We start from the raw sequence: 17206 nt of genomic DNA, 5'->3' as shown, positions 1-17206 counted from the left end.
GGGAGGGGGCGTCATGAGACCGAGGACGCCCGTGCTGGGCTATCAACTGCGCTTCCGGCAGGGGGGCGAGCCGGAGACCCTCATCGCGGGCGATGTCGCGGACGCCCTCCGCCAGGCCCGGCGCCGGGCCTTTGCGCTGAAGGCGCCGGTCGCCGTCTGGTGCGACGGTCGTCTGGTCGTCGAATGTGAGCCGCCGCCGACCGAGGATTTCGACGGGGTCGATCCGGGCCTGCACGATCGTCTCGTCGCGGCGGGCGTCTATATTTTTTCGCAGCCGCACGGTCCCGGTCGGACGTGACCTCCACGGCCTCGTCGGCGACCCCAGGCTAGCGGATGTCTTGTGGCGCGGCCGCGACGCCAGGCGTCACGGGAGCGAGCTCGGCGGCCTATGACTGGGGCGCGGGCGCGTCGGCGACGACCGCGCCGTCATCCGAGATCTCCGAAATCGACAGGATGGTCTCGCCCTCCGAGAGCAGAGGGGCGGCGGCGTCGGCCGCCTGAACATCCGTTTCCGATCGGACCTGGACGCTGCGCTCGCGGCCGTCGGTCTGGCCTATTCTCAAGGTGTAGAGACGTTCGGTCATGAAAAGATCCTTGCTGTGACGCCCGCCTTGTGACGGGCCCTTGGGGTTGAAACCTCCCGGTCGGGGCGGTTGTTCCGGGCGCGTGGTCGCTCCGAACCGGGGACGGACGACCGCGGGGCGTCGTCGGCAGGCGGCCCCTCGGCCTGTGGGCCGCCTGCCGGACGCGATCAGTGGGGTTTGAGCACGACCTTCGTCCACTCGTTCGGATTGTCGTGGAAGTTTTTGTAGGCCTCGGGGGCCTGCTCCAGCGGCAGGCGGTGGCTGATGAGGTCCGTGGTGTCGATCTTGCCGTCCAGGACAAGGTCCAGCAGTTGGGGCAGATATTTCTGCACATGCGTCTGACCGGTCTTGATGGTCAGGCCCTTTTGCATGAGGGCCCCGATCGGCAGCTTGTCGCCGAGTCCGCCATAGACGCCCGGTATGGAGATCCGACCCCCTTTCCGACAGGCCATGAGGGTTTCTCGCAGCACATGCGGACGGTCGGTGCCAAGCCTGGTCTCCTGCTTGACGGCGTCGATGACGTTGTCGGGTGAAAAGCCGTGCGCCTCCATGCCGACGGCGTCGATACAGGCGTCCGGACCGATGCCGGCGGTCATCTCCATCAGGGCTTCGCGGATCTTGACCTCGTGATAGTTGAGCACCTCCGCCCCGTTGGCCTTGGCCAGCTCAAGCCGGCGCGGGTGATGGTCGATGGCGATGATGCGTCCGGCGCCCATCAGTTTTGCGCTCTTGATCGCGAACAGGCCGACCGGACCGCAGCCCCAGATCGCCACCGTGTCGCCCGGCTCGATCCCGGCGTTCTCGGCCGCCATCCAGCCGGTGGGGAAGATGTCGGACAGGAACAGCACTCGCTCGTCCTCGATCCCGTCGGGCACCACGATCGGGCCGATGTCGGAATAGGGGACGCGGACATATTCCGCCTGGCCGCCCGCATAGCCGCCGGTCAGGTGGGAATAACCGAACAGGCCGGCGGCCGGATAGCCGTAGGCGATCTCGGACGCGTCGGACTTGTCGGCCGGATTGGAGTTGTCGCAGGCCGAAAACTGCTGTTTGCCGCAATGGAAGCAGGAGCCGCAGGCGATCACGAAGGGCACGACCACCTTCTGACCGACCTGAAGGCTGGTGTCGCCCCGGCCGATCTCGACGACCTCGCCCATGAACTCATGGCCGAGGATGTCGCCATTGGACATGCCGGGGATGACGCTGTCGTAGAGGTGCAGGTCCGAGCCGCAGATGGCCGTGGCCGTGATCTTGATGATCGCATCGCGGGGGTTGATGATCTGAGGATCGGGGACCGTATCCACCTGAACATTATGTTTGCCGTGCCAGGTCAGGGCGCGCATGGGACTTCCTTCCGGGATCAGAAATGACGATCGGCGCGCGGCGCCGCATCGGGGGCCTTGGACGTCGGGACCTCGCCCGTTTCCATCAGTTGCTTGAAGCGCCGCAGTTCGCGCCGGGCCTGAACCCGGGGCTCTCGCTGCATCACCTTCGCGACCAGTTTGCCGACGGCGCCCGCAGGCGGGTCGTAGCTGATCAGAACGCGGACCTCGGTGCCTCGGCCGAAGGCGTTGTCGCGAAACGCGATCCAGCCCTCATGATCGACGTCGCTGTCCTCGGTGGAACGCCAGGCGATATATTCGCCGGGACGGTCGTCGGTGATCTCGCTGACCAGTTCGATTTCCGCGCCCGCCGGACCGGCGACGGTCCAACTGGACCGGGCGTCGTCCAGCACATCGACCGACTTCACATTCTCCATGAAGCTGGGCAGGTTCCGGAAGTCGCGCCAATAGTCATACAGCGCCTGACGCGGCCGATTGATCATGACGGCGCGGATGCTGGTGGCGTCATAGGCGCCCTCCACTTCATCCTTGTCGTTGAAGGCCGGCGACTGGACGTCGGCGTCGGTTGAGAGGGGGTCGGACATGGTCGAGGGCCTCCTTTTCGGTGAACGGTCGGGCTCAGCTGCCCGGGACAGGAACGGGTCGGCATGGCGGGCGAGGCGGGCGCTCGCCCCGGGGTCTGTCGGCGGATGCGGCGCGCGAAAGCGTCGTCGCGGGTCTAGACGGACGCGGAAGCATTCGGCTCAGCCTCGCCGTTGAACTCTCGGAACGCGGCCCGGAAGATTTCGGCGTCGTCCGCTGAGCCTGGCGTGACCGAGACCGCGATTCGCCCTTCCACCGGCGCGTCCGATCTCGCCTCGACACTGGGATCTGCGGCTTCCAGATCGCCGCCGGAGGCCCTGTCGCCCACCGTATTCTCTTGTCCATCGGGAGCGACCCGGATGGCGTCGCGGGAGACCCCATGGGTCTGAACAAGGCGTTCGACCACCATCTCGGCGTCTCGACGCGTTGCGAAGGTTGATGTGATCGGTGCGGTCATAGGCTTCCTCGCTGGTTGCTCAGAGCCGGGAACGCGCGTTCGCGGCTCAGGGTCCAAGAAAGTTGAAAGTCTTCGCCGCGCGGCAAGAAGCGCCTGCGTATTCGTCGGTCCTGAGCCAAGATATCGACTACAACCTACTGCCAGTCATCCGGTCAAACGCGACAGGGCGGAGAGCGGAACCGCACAGAGGAACCGATAGGCCACGGTTGGTCTTACGTCGTCACGTGTAAAACGTTGAACGAGCCCAATATGGCTCGGGTTGGGGCAGGGCCGGAACTTGATGCGCATCGGCGTCATCGCACATCTTAAATATCCCATCGCCGAGCCGTTCGCCGGCGGGCTGGAGATGCACACCCATCTGCTATGTCGTCTGCTGCGGCGGCACGGCCATGACGTCACCCTCTTTGCGGCGACGCGATCCGATCCTGCGCTTGGCCTTGAGGCGATCTGCGAACAGACGGAGATGGCGAAGGTCGGGACCGCTGAAGCGGGCGACGTCGCCTTCTTCCGTGAACATCACGCCTATCTGTCCCTGATGACCCGGCTGCGGCGAAGCCGCTTCGACGTGATCCACAACAACAGCCTGCACTATCTGCCGGTGTCGATGGCCGACACCCTGCCCATGCCGATGGTGACCACGCTTCACACCCCGCCCTTCTGTTGGCTGGAAAGCGGGGTGCGCGAGAGCCGGGGCGGAAACATCCGCTACGTCGGCGTTTCGGAATCCATCAGGGCGAGCTGGCAGGACGTCGTGCCGCTGGATCATGTCATCCTGAACGGGATCGACCTCGAAAGCTTCGCGTTTCACGCCGAGGCGTCCGGACCGCCGCATCTGATCTGGTACGGGCGGATCGTGCCGGAAAAGGGGCTGCACCACGCCCTGGACGCCGCCCGCCTGGCCGGACTGCCGCTCCGGTTCGCCGGGCCGATCGCCGACCCGGACTATCATCATCGCGAAATCCTGCCGCGGCTGTCGTCCGACACCCTGTATCTCGGCCACCTCGACCACCGCGCTCTGGCGCAGGAGATCGGATGCGCCGCCGCTGCGCTGTGCACGCCTTGCTGGGACGAGCCCTACGGCCTCGTCGTCGCCGAGGCCCTGGCGAGCGGCACGCCCGTCGCGGCCTTTGCGCGGGGCGCCATACCGGAAATCCTCACGCCGGCCTGCGGCGTGCTGGCGTCGCCGGACGATCCCGCCGACCTCGCCCGCGCCGCCCGCGGGGCCGTCGGACTGTCGCGCCGCGCCTGCCGGGCGCGGGCCGAGCAGGCCTGTGACGCCGGTGAGATGGTGCAGCGATACGAGGCGCTCTATCGCGATCTGACGGCGGACCGGCTGGCCGTCGCCAACGACAGCCCCGGCGAACGGCTCACGGCGTGAGCGTCGCCCCCTTCTGTGTCTGCGTGCCGGCGCGGGACGAGGCTGACCGCCTTCCGCGCCTGCTCGACGCGCTCGCGCATCAGACCGGCGTGGGCCGGGTCCGCGTGGCGCTCTGCATCAACAATACGACCGACGGGACCCGGCGGCAGGCCGAGGCGGTCGCGGCCGCCCATGAGGCCACACTGACGCTGTCCATCGTCGAACACACGTTTGCGCCGGAGCACGCCCATGCGGGCAGCGCCCGGGCGGCGGCCCTGGACCTGGGCCTGGACCTCCTGGACGGGAAGGGGGTGCTTTTGTCGACCGACGCCGACGCCCGGCCGCCGTCGGACTGGGTCTCGGCCAATCTCGACGCCGTCTCTGCGGGGGCCGATCTCGTCGGGGGCGCCCTGACGCTGGACGAGGACGAGCCGGAGAGCCAGGCGCTCCAGACCGGTTGGGCGGTCTGGCGCGACTACTGGCGGGAGGTGAGGGCGATCGAGGACGCCCTGGACCCGGTCCCCTGGGATCCGGCCCCCCGTCACGGCGACCATACCGGCGCCAGTCTCGCCATCACTACTGCGGCCTACAGGGCGGCGGGCGGGACGCCGCGTCTGCCCACGGGGGAGGATCGCGCCCTGGTGCTGGCGGCCCAGCGCGCCGGCGCCAGACTGGTTCATCCGCTCAGCGTCTGGACCCGCGTCTCCGCGCGCGCGCATGGACGGGCGCAGGACGGCATGGCCCAGGCCATGGCCCTGCTGGCGCGCCAGACGGCGGGACAGGAGCTCCTGAGGGCGCCCGCCTTCTCCCATTGGCGGGCGCGCGCCTTGTGGCGCCGCGACCTTCGCCGTCTGCCCGACGGCGCGCAGCGGATCGCGGAAGCGGAGCCGCACCTGCCGCCCATGCCGCTGGACTATGCGCTGGACCTGAAGCCCAGGCTTCAACCCGCCGGCGTCGCGCCATGACCCGTCCGATCGGCTACTATGTCCACCATCAGGGGGAGGGTCATCGCCAGCGCGCCCTTCAGGTCGCGGCCGCCGCGCCGACACGCTTCGTCCTCCTGGGGACCGGGCTCGCGGGTCGCGGCGGCGAGGTCGCCGTGGTCGATCTTCCCGACGACCGGGCCGACGCCGCCACGGGGTTCGGCGCGGACGGCGGACCGGATCTGCCCAAGGGGCTTCATTACGCGCCCTATGGCGTCGCGGGATTGCGCCAGCGCGTCGCCGACCTTTCGACATGGATCGCGACGGCCGCCCCGGCGCTCGTCGTAGTGGATGTGTCGGTCGAGGTGGCGCTCCTGGCCAGGCTGGCGTCGACGCCGGTCGTCTATGTGCGGCTGTCCGGCGCCCGAACGGATACGGCCCATCTGGAAGCCTTCCGGGGTGCAGAGGCGCTGCTCGCGCCCTGGCATTCGAGGCTGGAGCATCCCGATACGCCGGATTGGGTGCGGGCGCGGACCCGTTACTTTGCGCCGGCGCGGCGCGCCGACGTCGGTCCGGGCGATCCGGACGCGGTCCTGGTGGTTCACGGGCGAGGCGGCGCGCCGATGGACGGGGCGCAACTGGCCGCAGCCGCCTCCGCGACGCCGAACGTCCGATGGACGGCGATCGGGCCTGTGACGGCGCCGTCCCTTGCGCCGCCAAATTTGGTGTTGAAGGGCTGGATCGAGGATGTGAACTCGGAAATCGAAAAGGCCGGCGTCGTCGTCGGGGCGGCGGGCGACGGTCTCGTCGACGCCGTTCTCGCGGCGGATCGTCCGTTCGTCTGCCTGCCCGAACCCCGACCCTATGAGGAGCAGGCGGCCAAGGCCGCAGGGCTCGCCCAGGCCGGCGCCGCCGTCGTCCTGGCCGCATGGCCCGAACCTAAGGCCTGGCCGGGGATTATTGCTGCGGCGCGGGGCCTTGACCCGCAGGCCCGAGACGGTTTGCGCGGGGAGGGGGTCGAGGCCGCCGGCCATTGGCTGGTTGAACTGGCGGATCGAAGACGAGAAAATAATGATGCCTGACGCGCCTGCAATCGTCCCGGACCTCTCCGCAGACGGCGTCCATGACGCCCTGGCGGCGCTCGGCGAGCGCTACGACGCCTCGCCGCGCTTTCCGGTCGACAGCCTGGCGCTGCTCCGGACGCTCGGCCTGCACCGGCGCTACGCCCCGGCAGCCAGCGGCGGCGGAGCCTTCGCCACGCCGGCCCTGAAGGCCCTGGCCCTCCTGGACGATCTGCGCCGGGTCGGACGCGCGGACCTGAGCGTGGGCCGGCTCTTCGAGGGCCATGTCAATGCGCTGGCCCTGTTCGACTGGTATGGCGCGCCCGAGCAGAAGCTCTGGCTGGCGGATGTACTCGCCGCCGGCGGCTGGTTCGGGGTCTGGGCCACGGAACCCCAGCCGGGCGTCCAGCTCCGGGAGGGCCGGCTGTCGGGCGCCAAGATGTTCGCCACCGGGGCGGGCGGGCTCGCCTATGCCGTCGTCACCGTTCAGCCTGCCGAGGGACCGCGTCGTCTCGCCGTCGTGCCGGCGGATTGCGGCGAGCGAGCCGATCTGACGGGATGGCGCGTCCGCGGCATGCGGGCGACCCTGAGCGGTCGATACGACGTCACCGATCTGCCGGTGACGGACCTCAGTCTTTTGGGACAGCCGGGCGACTACGACCGCGAACCCCGCTTCACCGCCGGGGCCTGGCGTTTCACGGCGGTCCAGCTCGGCGGCGTCGAGGGTCTCGTCCTGGCGATGCGCGAGGCCCTGTCCGAAGCGGCGCGGCGCGATCCGTTGCAGCGCGCCAAATTCGCCGAGGCGGTCGTCGCCGCCCGCACCGCCTATCTGTGGGTTCGCGAAGCCGCCGAGCGGGCCGCGACGGAGGCCAGGGACGCGGCCGATTTTGCGCGGGCGACCCGCGGCGTCGTCGAGCGAAGCGCGCTGGACGTGATGGAGCTGGCTGCCCGGGCGACGGGAACCCGCAGCGCCTTCGACGGCGAACGGCTGGACAAGATCATCCGCGATCTGAGCCTGTACCTCCGCCAGGCCGGACCCGACCATGCGCGCGACGAGGCGGCCAAGACCTGGCTGGATCACGACCTCTGGGGTGCGGGAGACGCCCTGTGGTGAGCCCCAAGCTCGGGCCGGTCGGCGCCGCTCCCTTGGCCAGGTCGCGCTGGGCCCGGGCGCGATGGCTCGTCCTGGCGCCGCATGCCGATGACGAGACGCTTGGCGCCGGCGCCCTGATTCAGCAGGCGTCGGAAGAGGGATGCCTCGGCGGCGTGGTCATCGTGACGGACGGCGGCGCCTCCCATCCCCATGCCGACGATCGCGCGCGCCGCCGCCTGGTCGCGATCCGCAGAGGGGAGGCGCGCCGCGCGATCCTCCGGCTGACAGGGCGCGCGACGGCGCAGCCGATCTTTCTCGATTGGCCGGACGCTGCGCCGCCGGTCGTCGGCGACGCTCTCTTCGAGGCGACTGCGCGCCGTCTGGCCTGGCTCTGTCGCCGCCTCCGCATCGACGCGCTCGCCGTCACGGCGGTGTGTGAACCCCATTGCGATCACGAAGCCGCAGGACGGTTGGCGCGTCGGGTGGTCAAACTGGCCGGCCGGCCGGTCGCCCTGTTCGAATATGGCGTCTGGGCGCGGCCGGCGGCGCAGGGCGATCTGCAGTTGGCGACCCGTCCTTTGGCGGCCGGCCGACGAGCCCTCGCCCTGGCCGCGCATCGGAGCCAACGGACGCCGATGATGGGGCCGGGATTCCGTCTGGAGACGCCGGATCGGCTCTCGGCCGCCTGCGACCGACTTTATCTGCGAAAGGCTCCCCATGGCTGATTCCTCCCTCGGCGCGGACTATTTCGAGGACGTCTTCTCGGGGGATCCCGACCCCTGGGGGTTGGAAAGCCGCCCCTACGAAGCCGAGAAACACGCCCGCACGGTCGCGAGCCTGGGCGACCGAAGGTTTCGGCGCGGCCTCGAGGTCGGATGCGCCGGCGGCGCCCTGACGGCGCGGCTGGCGGACCGATGCGAGGCGCTGGTGGCGCTCGACATCAGCCGGACCGCCCTGGACCGGGCCCGGCGTCGACTGGGACACCGTCCGCATCTCGCGTTTCGCCAGGCCGCCTTTCCCCATGACGTGGCGCTCGCCGGCCCCTTCGACCTGATCGTCCTGTCCGAAGTCGCCTACTACTGGAGCGACCAGGATCTGGCGGCCGCAGCGGCGTTCGTCCGCGCCCATCTCGTGCCCGGTGGCCTGGTCCTTCTGGTGCACTGGACGGGAAAGACCGACTATCCGCAGACGGGAGACGGCGCCGTGACGAGGCTTTGGCGCGACCTGGATGACATCCTCAGCGTGTCTCTCGACGCGCGTCACCCGGGCTATCGGCTCGATCTGTGGAGACGACCATGACCCTGAGCGTCCTGACCCTGGTCCGCAATCGCCAAGGCCACCTCGACCAGCTGATCGCCGGTCTTGATCGCAGCGTCGCGGCGCCGGCCGAGCTGATCATCATCGACATGAGCGATCGGCCCATTTCGACGCCGAAGGCGGGCTTTCCGATCCGCATCGAGCGCCTTCCAGGGGAGAGGCTGCCGCTGGCGGCGGCGCGCAACAGGAGCGCCGCCTTGGCCCAAGGCGAACAGCTGCTGTTCCTGGACGTCGACTGTATCCCGGCGGCCGCGACCTGCGGCGTCGTGGCCGGCCTGCTGGAGGCCGAGGATGTCGTGGCCTGTCCGAAGGTCCTTTACCTGCTGTCCGGCGCGGCGCGTGCGGCCTGGACGGAAGCGGACCTCGATCAGGCGGGCGTCGCGCATCCGGTGCGACGGTTTCCCGCGCAGGGCGCGCGGATCGAAATAAATCCCGGCCTGCTCTGGTCCCTGGCCTTCGGCATGCGTCGCTCGACCTTCTTCGCCGTCGGCGGCTTCGACGAAGCCTTTGTCGGCTATGGGGCGGAAGACACCGATCTTGGGTTCAGGGTCGCCAAGGCGGGCGTGCCCATGGTCTTCACGGGCGACGGCGCGGTCTATCACCAGCATCACGACGCCTATGACCCGCCGCTTCAGCACTTCGCCGCCCTGGTGGCCAACGCCCGCACCTTCCATCACCGCTGGGGGGTCTGGCCTATGGACGGCTGGCTCGCCGACATGCGGGCGATGGGCCTGATCGACTGGACATCGGACGACCTGCGGGTCTTGAGGCCGCCCACGGCCGAGGAGCTCGCCGCCGCCAAGCGGCCTTCCAGCGCGGTCTTCTAGCGGCGACGCCGGGCGCGAACGCGCCTTCTCGCCCCGGTGAGGAAGGACCGCCGATCAGGCCGCCGCCAGGGTTTCCAGCAAGGCCTCAAGATCGGCGGGGGCGTGAGGCGCCTCAGCGGCGGTGTCGAAGATCAGCCGCTCTCGCGACCAACGCCGATCCGGCGAGGAAGACAGAGTGGACGAAAGACCCTTCGCCCGCTCGGCGTCGAAGCGGAAGGCCGTGGCCTTGGGACCGCAGCTGATCTCCGTGACGCCGGCGGACGCGGCGAGCGCGGTCAGCCTGTGCGTGCTCAACAGGGTTTCGGCCGCCTCGGGGAGCGGCCCGAACCGATCCTCGATCTCCTCCTGAAGGGCGTCGATCGCCTCGACGGCGGTCATCTGCAGGAGCCGCGCATACAGCGAGAGTCTCACGGTCGCGTCCGGCACATAGTCCGGCGGGATCCGCCCCGTGGTCCCAAAGTTCACGACGGGAGGGCGGGGGTCGGCCGCCGCCTCGCCCCGGGCGGCCCGCAGCGCGCGCGCGAGCACGCTTTGATAGAGGCTGGCGCCGATCAGATGGATGTGCCCGGCCTGTTCGTCGCCGACGAGATCGCCGCCGCCGCGCAGGTCGAGGTCCCGGGCGCTGATGGCGAACCCGGCGCCGAGCCGATCCAGGGCTTCAAGGGTCTGGAGTCGCGTTCGCGTCGTTTCGGCCAGAGGCGCCTCAGGGTCGCTGAGGAGGTAGGCGAAGCCCTGACGGCGTCCGCGTCCGACCCGGCCGCGCAACTGGTGCAGTTGCGCCAGCCCGAAGCGATCGGGACGCCAGACCAGAAGGGTGTTGGCCCGCGGCACGTCCAGGCCGTTCTCGATGATGTTGGTGGTCAGAAGAACGTCGCCCCGCCCCTCGGCGAAATCGGTCATGACCGCTTCCAGGGCTTCGGCCGACAGCTTGCCATGCGCAACGGCGACGGAGAGCTCCGGAACGAGCCTGGCCAGTCGCTCTGAGAGCGGCTCAAGATCCTCGATCCGCGGCACGACGACGAAACTCTGGCCGCCACGGCCTTTCTCGCGCAACAGGACGGTGCGGACGGACGCTTCGTCGAATGCGGTCAGGAAGGTGCGGATCGGCCGGCGTCGGGCGGGCGGACTGGCGATGACGCTGACGTCCTGAACGCCGACCATGGCGCTCTGGAGGGTGCGCGGGATCGGCGTGGCCGACATCATAAGGAGATGGTCCCCGCGCGCCGCCAGATCCTTTTTCAAAGTCGCGCCGAACCGGTGTTCCTCGTCGATGACGACGAGGGCCAGATCGGCGAAGGCGAGCGTCTCCTGCGCCAGGGCCTGGGTGCCGACGACGATCCCGATCGTCCCATCGGCCAGGCCGTCGCGGACGCGCCGCGCCTCGCCGGGCTCGACGAGCCGGGAAAGCGCCGCGACGGTCACGTCCGAGCCCTCGAAACGGCGACGGAAGGTCTCGTAATGCTGGCGGGCCAACACCGTCGTGGGGGCGGCGATCATGACCTGCCGGCCCGACAGGGCGACGGCGGCGGCGGCGCGGAGCGCAACCTCCGTCTTGCCGAACCCGACATCGCCGCAGACCAACCGGTTCATCGGACGACCGGAGGCGAGATCGGCCAGGACGGCGTCGATGGCGGACAGCTGATCGACGGACTCCGGAAACGGGAACCGGGCCGTGAACCGCGCATAGGCGGTTCGGGGCGGGACGACGGCAGGGGTTCGCCTCGCCTCCCGGGCGCGCGCGAGTTCGACCATCCGGGTCGCGGTCGCATCGATCTGGGCGCTGACCTCCGCGCGGCGCTTGGCCCAGCCCTGGGTGTTCAACCGATCCAGGCTGACGCTGGCGGGCTCCGAGCTGTAGCGCCAGATCCGGTTGAACTCTTCGACCGGCGCCAGGAGGGTTGCGCCGTTATGATATTCCAGCCGCACGACGTCGCGCACCACGCCGTCGGCCTCGAACGCCTCGATCGCCGTCAGCACGCCCAGACCGTGATCCTCATGAATGACGACATCGCCCGGACGGATGTCCGTCTCGCCCAGGCCCGGATTCGGGGCGCCGGACGCCCGTGCGATCCGGCCGCCGGTGATATCGGTCGGGGTCAGGACGGTCAGGCCCGAGCGGGCGTCCTCATAGCCGCCGTCAAGGTCCGCCAGGACCGCCGTCAGCCCGCCGGATTCGTTCCCGGCGAGCGGGTTCCACGACGGGGCGGGCGCCGGCGGAACGAGACCGTTTCGCTTCATGAGCCGGGCCATGACGCGATGCTCATGGGCCAACCCGGCCAGGACGACCGATCGCCCTTGGGATTGCTGATCCTGAATATAGTGTTTGAGCGCCGCGCCCGGGCTCCGCTCCGTCGCGAAGCCGGGCGTCGAACTGACGCCCTCCAGGTCCAGCGCGATCGCGTCCCGGAGCGCGCGCGTCGCCTCCGCCGGCGAGAGATAGAGGCGATCCGGAACCGGCGCCGCCGCGCCGTCGGTCTCGCCGAACCCGCGACGGGACTCATAGGCCTCGGCGATCTGGTCCCAGACGCGTGTAAGGCGAGCCTCCACATCGTCGTCGCGCAGGAGGCGGGCGTCAGGGAAGGCGTCGAACAGCGTGCCGAGGGGCGCGTCATAGAAGCGCGCAAGGGCATGCGGGTCCTGGTCCGCCCGGTCGCTGTCGTCGGCCTCGGCGACGACGAGCTCGGAGGCCGCCGTCAGGGTCAGGCTGGCGACGCTGTCGTGGGAGCGCTGGGTCACCGGATCGAACGGCTTGATGTCGGCCACCGTCCCATCCGGATCGATGACGAGCCGATAGGGCGTCAGCGCCGAAGGCGGGTAGACGTCGATGACCTCGGCCAGGATGGCGATTTCGCCGGGCTCGTCGACGCGCTCGTCGGCCATGTAGCCGGTCCGTCGGGCGAAGGCTTCGAGCGCCTCACGATCCAATGGGTCGCCGGTCGTCAGGGAAAAGCGGGCCGTCGCGACGCCTTCGGGCGGCGTCCGCTGCAGCATGGCCTCGGGGGAGGTGATCACCAGACGTGCCGCCGTGCCGGGAACGGTCGCATGATGCAGGACCGCCATCCGCCGCCCCATGCTTTCGCGCGACGGCGCGGCTCGGTCATAGGGCAGGCAATCCCACGGCGGGAAGACGAGGACGACCGGACCCGCGGGCGCGGCCATGGCCTCCAGTGCGCGGGCGATTTCGTCGGCGCGACGCTCGCTTGCGGCGACGAAGATCAGGTCTGAGCCGGCCTCCTGGCTCCAGGCCGCCATAAGCCTCGCCGCCACGGCGGCCGGCGGGGTCTTGCGCGCGGGCGCCCTGTCGTCGGGGGCGGGCGCCGGACCGTCGACGAGCGGGAGGGGGCCGGCGATGGGCGTCGAGGTCTGGGTCATGCAAGGTCCGAAACTGCCGTGCACCAACTCCGAAAAAGGCCGTGGGTTCTGCGCGGTTACAGACACACGAGACGATTGATGCGACGAGGAAGAGCAAGCGAAGCGTCCGCTTCGATCCGTGTCGCATCGGCCGCGACGATGGGGGCAAGCCGCGTCTCTGCTCTGACGGCTCTTGGAGGACGGAGCGAGCGCGTCGAAGGTTTTAAGCCCTGTCCTGAGGGTGAAGACGCCCTCGAGATATCACGGCATCAGATGGATCATTGTTCGCGGCGGACACGCCCCTACCGCGCTCTGACTAGGGGGCATCGCTCAGACGATGCGGGAGGGCGGATCAGGATGGATTGAGGACGCGTCTTCAGGTCCGGACCGAGAGGCGGCATCCGCCGCAGCGATCGTCGCTGCGGCGTGAGCTGTATCAGCCCGCTTCGACCGAAACCTGGGCGCCGACCCCGTCGCTCTTGCCGGCCGGACCGGGCGCCGCGTCGCGTTGGCGAAGGCTCGTGAAGCGACCCCGTTCCTCACGACAGCGGACGACCTCGAAGCCATGACCGCGCAATCCCTCGACGCCGTCGAACGCCTCGGCGGTCGCCGTGTTGAGGTCACTCATGTGTCGCCGTCTTCAGCGGATCCTGCGGGGCGATGTCCGAGGGCGAAATCGATGGCTTCGATATCGACCTTCAGCTTGACCAGATCGCGAATGCGTTCGTGATCGCCGGAACTCGCGGCCTCGACCGCCGTCGGCCAGACCTGGGCTTGAAGGTCCTCGCGGATCGCCAGAAGTCGGGCGGTGACCGCCGCGTTGTCAGTGGTCATGGGTGCTATTTCAGGTCGGCGATCGCCTCGCCGGCCTCTTCCTCTTCCAGCAGGGCGGCGTTAGCGGCGTTGGCCGACAGCCGGACTTGGTTGCCTTCGATTTCGGCGACCAGACCGCCGGAGAGATAATGGTGATGATCGCTGTGTGATCCGCTGTCGGCCTTGGTGAGCTTGATGCGGTCGCCTTCCACCTTGTCGACCGTGCCGAGGTGGACGCCGTCTGCGCCGATGACGTCCATATGGGCTTTGATCTGTGAGAGGTCGGTCATGGCGGTTCTCCTTGTGACTGCGACAGCTAACGGAGACCGGACCGCGACGTTCCAGTGCGTTGGAAGTCCGGGGCGTCGCCACTCTTGTCACTCGGGCTCTGACCAGGCCGTGCGGATGTCACGGCAGGCAGGCGAGCGTCGCCCTGGAACGCTTCGCCACGACTGTGGCGACGTCGTGCGGGGTTGCGAGATGTCGAGCTGATCCAGGGTCCGTCCCAGCGAATGGCGCCCGGAGTGTTGCAACGGACGCGTGGGCGCCCAGATCATGGCGGCCCGCAGAAGACGCGCTAGACGGCGACGCCGTCAGCGCCCTCCATCTTTGGCCTCTATAAGGAAACCTCGCCATGACGCTCACCGCACGGGAATTGCGATCGACAGTGGATGAGGAGGGCGGCTTGACGCTGACGCTCGAGGACGTCCTCCTGGACGACCCCGCCCCCGATGAGATCGTGGTCCGGATCGAGGCGGCGCCGATCAATCCCAGCGACCTTGGTTTGCTGCTCGGCCCGGCGGACGCAGCGTCGGTCCGTGCGGAGGGTTCCGAGGGTCGGCCTCGCCTTCGGTTTGACATCCCCGATGCGCGTCGCGGCGGGGTCGCGGGGCGGATCGGCCAGTCGCTCGCCGTGGGGAACGAAGGGGCGGGGACGGTCGTCGCCGCCGGTGACCAGGCGAAAGATTGGATCGGCCGTCGGGTCGGCATGATCGGCGGCGGTATGTACGCCGATCTGAAGAAGATCAGGACGCGCGACGCGCTGCCGATCCCCGAAGGCGTGACGGCCGCCCAGGGCGCGGCCCTGACCGTCAATCCGATGACGGCGCTCGGTTTCGTCGAAACCGCCCGCGCCGAGGGGCATTCCGCCATCGTTCATACGGCTGCGGCGTCCAGTCTCGGCCAGATGCTCCAACGGATCTGCGCGCGCGACGGCGTGCCGCTCGTCAACATTGTGCGCTCTGGCGATCAGGTCCGTCTGCTGAGGGACATGGGGGCGGCCCATGTCCTGAACAGCCGGGACGAAGATTTCCGAACGCAGCTGGTCGACGCCGTCACCGAAACCGGGGCGACGATCGCCTTCGACGCCATCGGCGGCGGTGGGCTGGGCGGCGACATCATGCGGGCGATGGAGAAGGGCGCGGTCAATCGCATGACGGAGTACAGCCGATACGGCTCCGCACAGTTCAAACAGCTCTATGTGTACGGCGCGCTCGATCCGTCGCCTATGGTCCTGGACCGGCTCGCCTTCGGCTTCCAGTGGAGCGTCTCCGGGTGGCTCCTCACACCCTTCCTGCAACGGGTCGGAGCCGAGACCACGGCGCGCCTGCGCAAACGCGTCTTCGACGAACTCACGACCACATTCGCCACGCGTTACACCCGCACGATTGGTCTGGCGGAGGCGCTCAAGCCTGAGGTTCTGCAGGCCTATGAGCGCAAGGCGACCGGCGAGAAGTTCCTGATCGATCCGACCTTGGACTAGCCGGCTAGATTTTGCCGCAGGAGGGGAGGGGGCGGCTTGAGACCACGGGCTGAGCGCTCTGAACAGCCTGCGTCTGCCTGCGGCCTTTGGGGGGGGCTTCACGGCGGGATTTACCTGCCGTGAGCGGCGGCGCTATAGGCTGAATCCTCTCCATGCCGCGCCGCGTCCGGACGGCGTCGATGGAGTGCGGGGCGCAGATGCCGGAGTTGATTGATCAGTTCGACTGGGGACAGACGCCGCTCGGTCCGAAGGCGGGCTGGTCGCCGGCTCTGCAGACGACCTACGACATCCTGATGGGTACGGGGTTCGCCGCCTGCGCCACCTGGGGCGACGCGCAGACGCTGCTCTACAACGCGGCCTACATCCCCTTCCTGGGCGACCGTCATCCCGCCGCCCTGGGCCGTCCCATCCAGACGGTCTGGCACGATGTCTGGGACGAGATTGCGCCGCTCATCGCCAAGGCGAAGGCTGGCGAACGGGTGTTTCTCGAAAACCTCCATCTGGTGATGAGCCGAAACGGCTATCCAGAAGACACCTATTGGACCTTTTCTTACAGTCCGCTTCTTCAGGACGAAGAGGTGATGGGCATTCTGGACATCGCCATCGAGACCACCGGCTCCGTCCTGGCGCAACGCAATCAAAGCCTCCTGGTCCACGAGGCCACCCACCGTGTGAAAAACACCCTCGCCATGGTCCAGGCGATCGCCAAGCAGAGCCTGCGCGGTCTGGCCGATCGGGCTCTGGTCAAGACGTTCGAGGATCGTCTTCAGGCCTTCGCGAGCGCCCACGACATCTTGCTAAGGCGCGACTGGGCGGTCGCTGACCTTGAAGAGATCATCTCCGGATCACTCGACAAGATCCTCGATTCCGAACGGTTTACGCTGCAAGGGCCGGCGATCCAGGTCTCGGCGCGCGTGGCGCAGACCGTCTCCTTGCTGGGGCATGAACTGGCGACCAACGCCCTCAAACACGGCGCCTTGAGCGTCGAGGGGGGCGGGATTGCGGTCGAATGGACCTTGTCCCGTGAAGAATTGGTCTTGGTGTGGCGTGAACGCGGCGGCCCCGCTGCGGCGCCTCCCACCCGTCGCGGCTTCGGCTCCAAACTGATCGATCTCGGGCTGACGGGAACCGGGGGGGCGCAGTTGCGCTACGAGCCTGAGGGTTTGACGGCCGAATTCACGGCCCCTATCGCAATCCTGACGGAGCGATAAGGTGAACGACGACCAAAGCCGCCGACGGGGCCGCTTGTGCTCGTGGTCGAGGACGAACCCCTCATCCGGCTGAGCGCGATCCAGATGGTCGAAGACGCCGGCTATACGGCGGTGGAGGCTCACGACGCCCTCGAGGCGGTGCGGATTCTCGATAGCCGGCCAGACATTCGCATCGTCTTCACCGACATCGACATGCCCGGCGCGATGAACGGCCTCCTGTTGGCGGCGGCCATCCGCGACCGATGGCCGCCGATCGAGATCATCCTGACGTCAGGCGCCCTGGTTCCGGCCGCCGACCTGATGCCGGATCGGGGCCTATTCCTGCCCAAGCCCTACACCCAGACCCAGCTCGAGACGGCGTTCAATCAGATCGAGGCGGCGCGGCCCCCTTACGACGCCTGATTTGCCGGGATCCATCGTTGCGTGAATGACGCGATCGTCGCAGCGGCGATGACTGCCGGTCGTCGCACCCGTCATTTTTCGCCAGGCTTGAGGAGCGTATTGCGCATTCCCATTCCAGCCTGG

Annotated in this window: 19 protein-coding genes; 11 read left to right on the top strand and 8 right to left on the bottom strand. The window is 68.7% G+C overall.

Annotated elements, in window-relative coordinates; all coding sequences use genetic code 11:
* The first annotated feature begins 13 nt into the window (after nt 1–13).
* Nucleotides 14–298: a hypothetical protein gene (locus ACP69V_RS08030; RefSeq protein WP_426023390.1), complete on the top strand. Its 285-nt coding sequence runs from the start codon at nt 14–16 to the stop codon at nt 296–298.
* Nucleotides 299–386: 88 nt separating this feature from the next.
* Here the strand turns inward: ACP69V_RS08030 and ACP69V_RS08025 are convergent, their stop codons facing one another.
* From ACP69V_RS08025 to ACP69V_RS08010, 4 genes are all read right to left on the bottom strand, one after another.
* A complete protein-coding gene (locus ACP69V_RS08025) occupies nt 387–584 on the bottom strand; it encodes a hypothetical protein (RefSeq protein ID WP_426023389.1) in 198 nt (65 codons plus the stop codon).
* Between the two features lie 167 nt (nt 585–751).
* A complete protein-coding gene (locus tag ACP69V_RS08020) occupies nt 752–1927 on the bottom strand; it encodes a zinc-dependent alcohol dehydrogenase (protein ID WP_426017052.1) in 1176 nt (391 codons plus the stop codon).
* Nucleotides 1928–1944: 17 nt separating this feature from the next.
* The gene (locus ACP69V_RS08015) at nt 1945–2511 is read right to left on the bottom strand and encodes an SRPBCC family protein (protein ID WP_426023388.1); all 567 of its coding nucleotides are present in this window, start codon (nt 2509–2511) and stop codon (nt 1945–1947) included.
* A gap of 134 nt (nt 2512–2645) precedes the next feature.
* The gene (locus tag ACP69V_RS08010; protein ID WP_426023387.1) at nt 2646–2966 is read right to left on the bottom strand and encodes a hypothetical protein; all 321 of its coding nucleotides are present in this window, start codon (nt 2964–2966) and stop codon (nt 2646–2648) included.
* Nucleotides 2967–3246: 280 nt separating this feature from the next.
* Between ACP69V_RS08010 and ACP69V_RS08005 the strand changes: the two genes are divergently transcribed.
* The 7 genes from ACP69V_RS08005 to ACP69V_RS07975 are packed head-to-tail and all read left to right on the top strand — an operon-like array spanning nt 3247 to nt 9544.
* On the top strand, nt 3247–4344 hold the full coding sequence (locus ACP69V_RS08005) for a glycosyltransferase (RefSeq protein ID WP_426023386.1): 1098 nt from the start codon (nt 3247–3249) through the stop codon (nt 4342–4344).
* The gene (locus ACP69V_RS08000; RefSeq protein ID WP_426023385.1) at nt 4341–5288 is read left to right on the top strand and encodes a glycosyltransferase; all 948 of its coding nucleotides are present in this window, start codon (nt 4341–4343) and stop codon (nt 5286–5288) included. Before ACP69V_RS08005 ends, ACP69V_RS08000 begins: the two co-directional genes overlap by 4 nt.
* Complete coding sequence (locus tag ACP69V_RS07995) at nt 5285–6328, top strand: glycosyltransferase (protein ID WP_426023384.1); 1044 nt, start codon at nt 5285–5287, stop codon at nt 6326–6328. Before ACP69V_RS08000 ends, ACP69V_RS07995 begins: the two co-directional genes overlap by 4 nt.
* Nucleotides 6321–7421, top strand: coding sequence for an acyl-CoA dehydrogenase (locus tag ACP69V_RS07990; RefSeq protein ID WP_426023383.1), 1101 nt, complete (start codon nt 6321–6323; stop codon nt 7419–7421). The genes ACP69V_RS07995 and ACP69V_RS07990 overlap by 8 nt, the downstream gene beginning before the upstream one ends.
* Nucleotides 7418–8125 (top strand): PIG-L deacetylase family protein, encoded by a 708-nt coding sequence (locus tag ACP69V_RS07985; RefSeq protein WP_426023382.1) that lies wholly within the window; start codon nt 7418–7420, stop codon nt 8123–8125. The genes ACP69V_RS07990 and ACP69V_RS07985 overlap by 4 nt, the downstream gene beginning before the upstream one ends.
* Nucleotides 8118–8699, top strand: a complete 582-nt coding sequence (locus tag ACP69V_RS07980) for a class I SAM-dependent DNA methyltransferase (protein ID WP_426023381.1) — start codon at nt 8118–8120, stop codon at nt 8697–8699. The genes ACP69V_RS07985 and ACP69V_RS07980 overlap by 8 nt, the downstream gene beginning before the upstream one ends.
* Nucleotides 8696–9544 (top strand): glycosyltransferase family 2 protein, encoded by an 849-nt coding sequence (locus tag ACP69V_RS07975; protein WP_426023380.1) that lies wholly within the window; start codon nt 8696–8698, stop codon nt 9542–9544. Before ACP69V_RS07980 ends, ACP69V_RS07975 begins: the two co-directional genes overlap by 4 nt.
* A 54-nt stretch (nt 9545–9598) precedes the next feature.
* Here the strand turns inward: ACP69V_RS07975 and ACP69V_RS07970 are convergent, their stop codons facing one another.
* The 4 genes from ACP69V_RS07970 to ACP69V_RS07955 all read right to left on the bottom strand — a co-directional run bounded on the left by ACP69V_RS07970 (nt 9599) and on the right by ACP69V_RS07955 (nt 13998).
* Complete coding sequence (locus ACP69V_RS07970) at nt 9599–12916, bottom strand: DEAD/DEAH box helicase (RefSeq protein WP_426023379.1); 3318 nt, start codon at nt 12914–12916, stop codon at nt 9599–9601.
* 415 nt (nt 12917–13331) lie between these two features.
* Nucleotides 13332–13523, bottom strand: a complete 192-nt coding sequence (locus ACP69V_RS07965) for a helix-hairpin-helix domain-containing protein (RefSeq protein WP_426023378.1) — start codon at nt 13521–13523, stop codon at nt 13332–13334.
* Complete coding sequence (locus ACP69V_RS07960; protein WP_426023377.1) at nt 13520–13729, bottom strand: hypothetical protein; 210 nt, start codon at nt 13727–13729, stop codon at nt 13520–13522. Before ACP69V_RS07960 ends, ACP69V_RS07965 begins: the two co-directional genes overlap by 4 nt.
* 5 nt (nt 13730–13734) lie before the next feature.
* Nucleotides 13735–13998, bottom strand: a complete 264-nt coding sequence (locus ACP69V_RS07955) for a DUF2171 domain-containing protein (protein WP_426017031.1) — start codon at nt 13996–13998, stop codon at nt 13735–13737.
* Nucleotides 13999–14393: 395 nt separating this feature from the next.
* Here ACP69V_RS07955 and ACP69V_RS07950 point away from each other — a divergent pair, with 395 nt between their 5' ends.
* The 3 genes from ACP69V_RS07950 to ACP69V_RS07940 all read left to right on the top strand — a co-directional run bounded on the left by ACP69V_RS07950 (nt 14394) and on the right by ACP69V_RS07940 (nt 17083).
* Nucleotides 14394–15470, top strand: a complete 1077-nt coding sequence (locus ACP69V_RS07950) for an NADH oxidase (RefSeq protein ID WP_426023376.1) — start codon at nt 14394–14396, stop codon at nt 15468–15470.
* Between the two features lie 152 nt (nt 15471–15622).
* Entirely contained in the window at nt 15623–16681 is a 1059-nt protein-coding gene (locus tag ACP69V_RS07945) for a sensor histidine kinase (RefSeq protein WP_426023375.1), read from the top strand.
* Between the two features lie 42 nt (nt 16682–16723).
* A complete protein-coding gene (locus tag ACP69V_RS07940) occupies nt 16724–17083 on the top strand; it encodes a response regulator (protein ID WP_426023374.1) in 360 nt (119 codons plus the stop codon).
* Nucleotides 17084–17206 lie beyond the last annotated feature (123 nt).

Origin of the sequence: Brevundimonas sp. PWP3-1b1, assembly GCF_049896065.1 — a bacterium.
GTDB classification, from domain to species: domain Bacteria; phylum Pseudomonadota; class Alphaproteobacteria; order Caulobacterales; family Caulobacteraceae; genus Brevundimonas; species Brevundimonas intermedia_B.
This window is presented reverse-complemented; position numbering and strand designations above follow the sequence as displayed.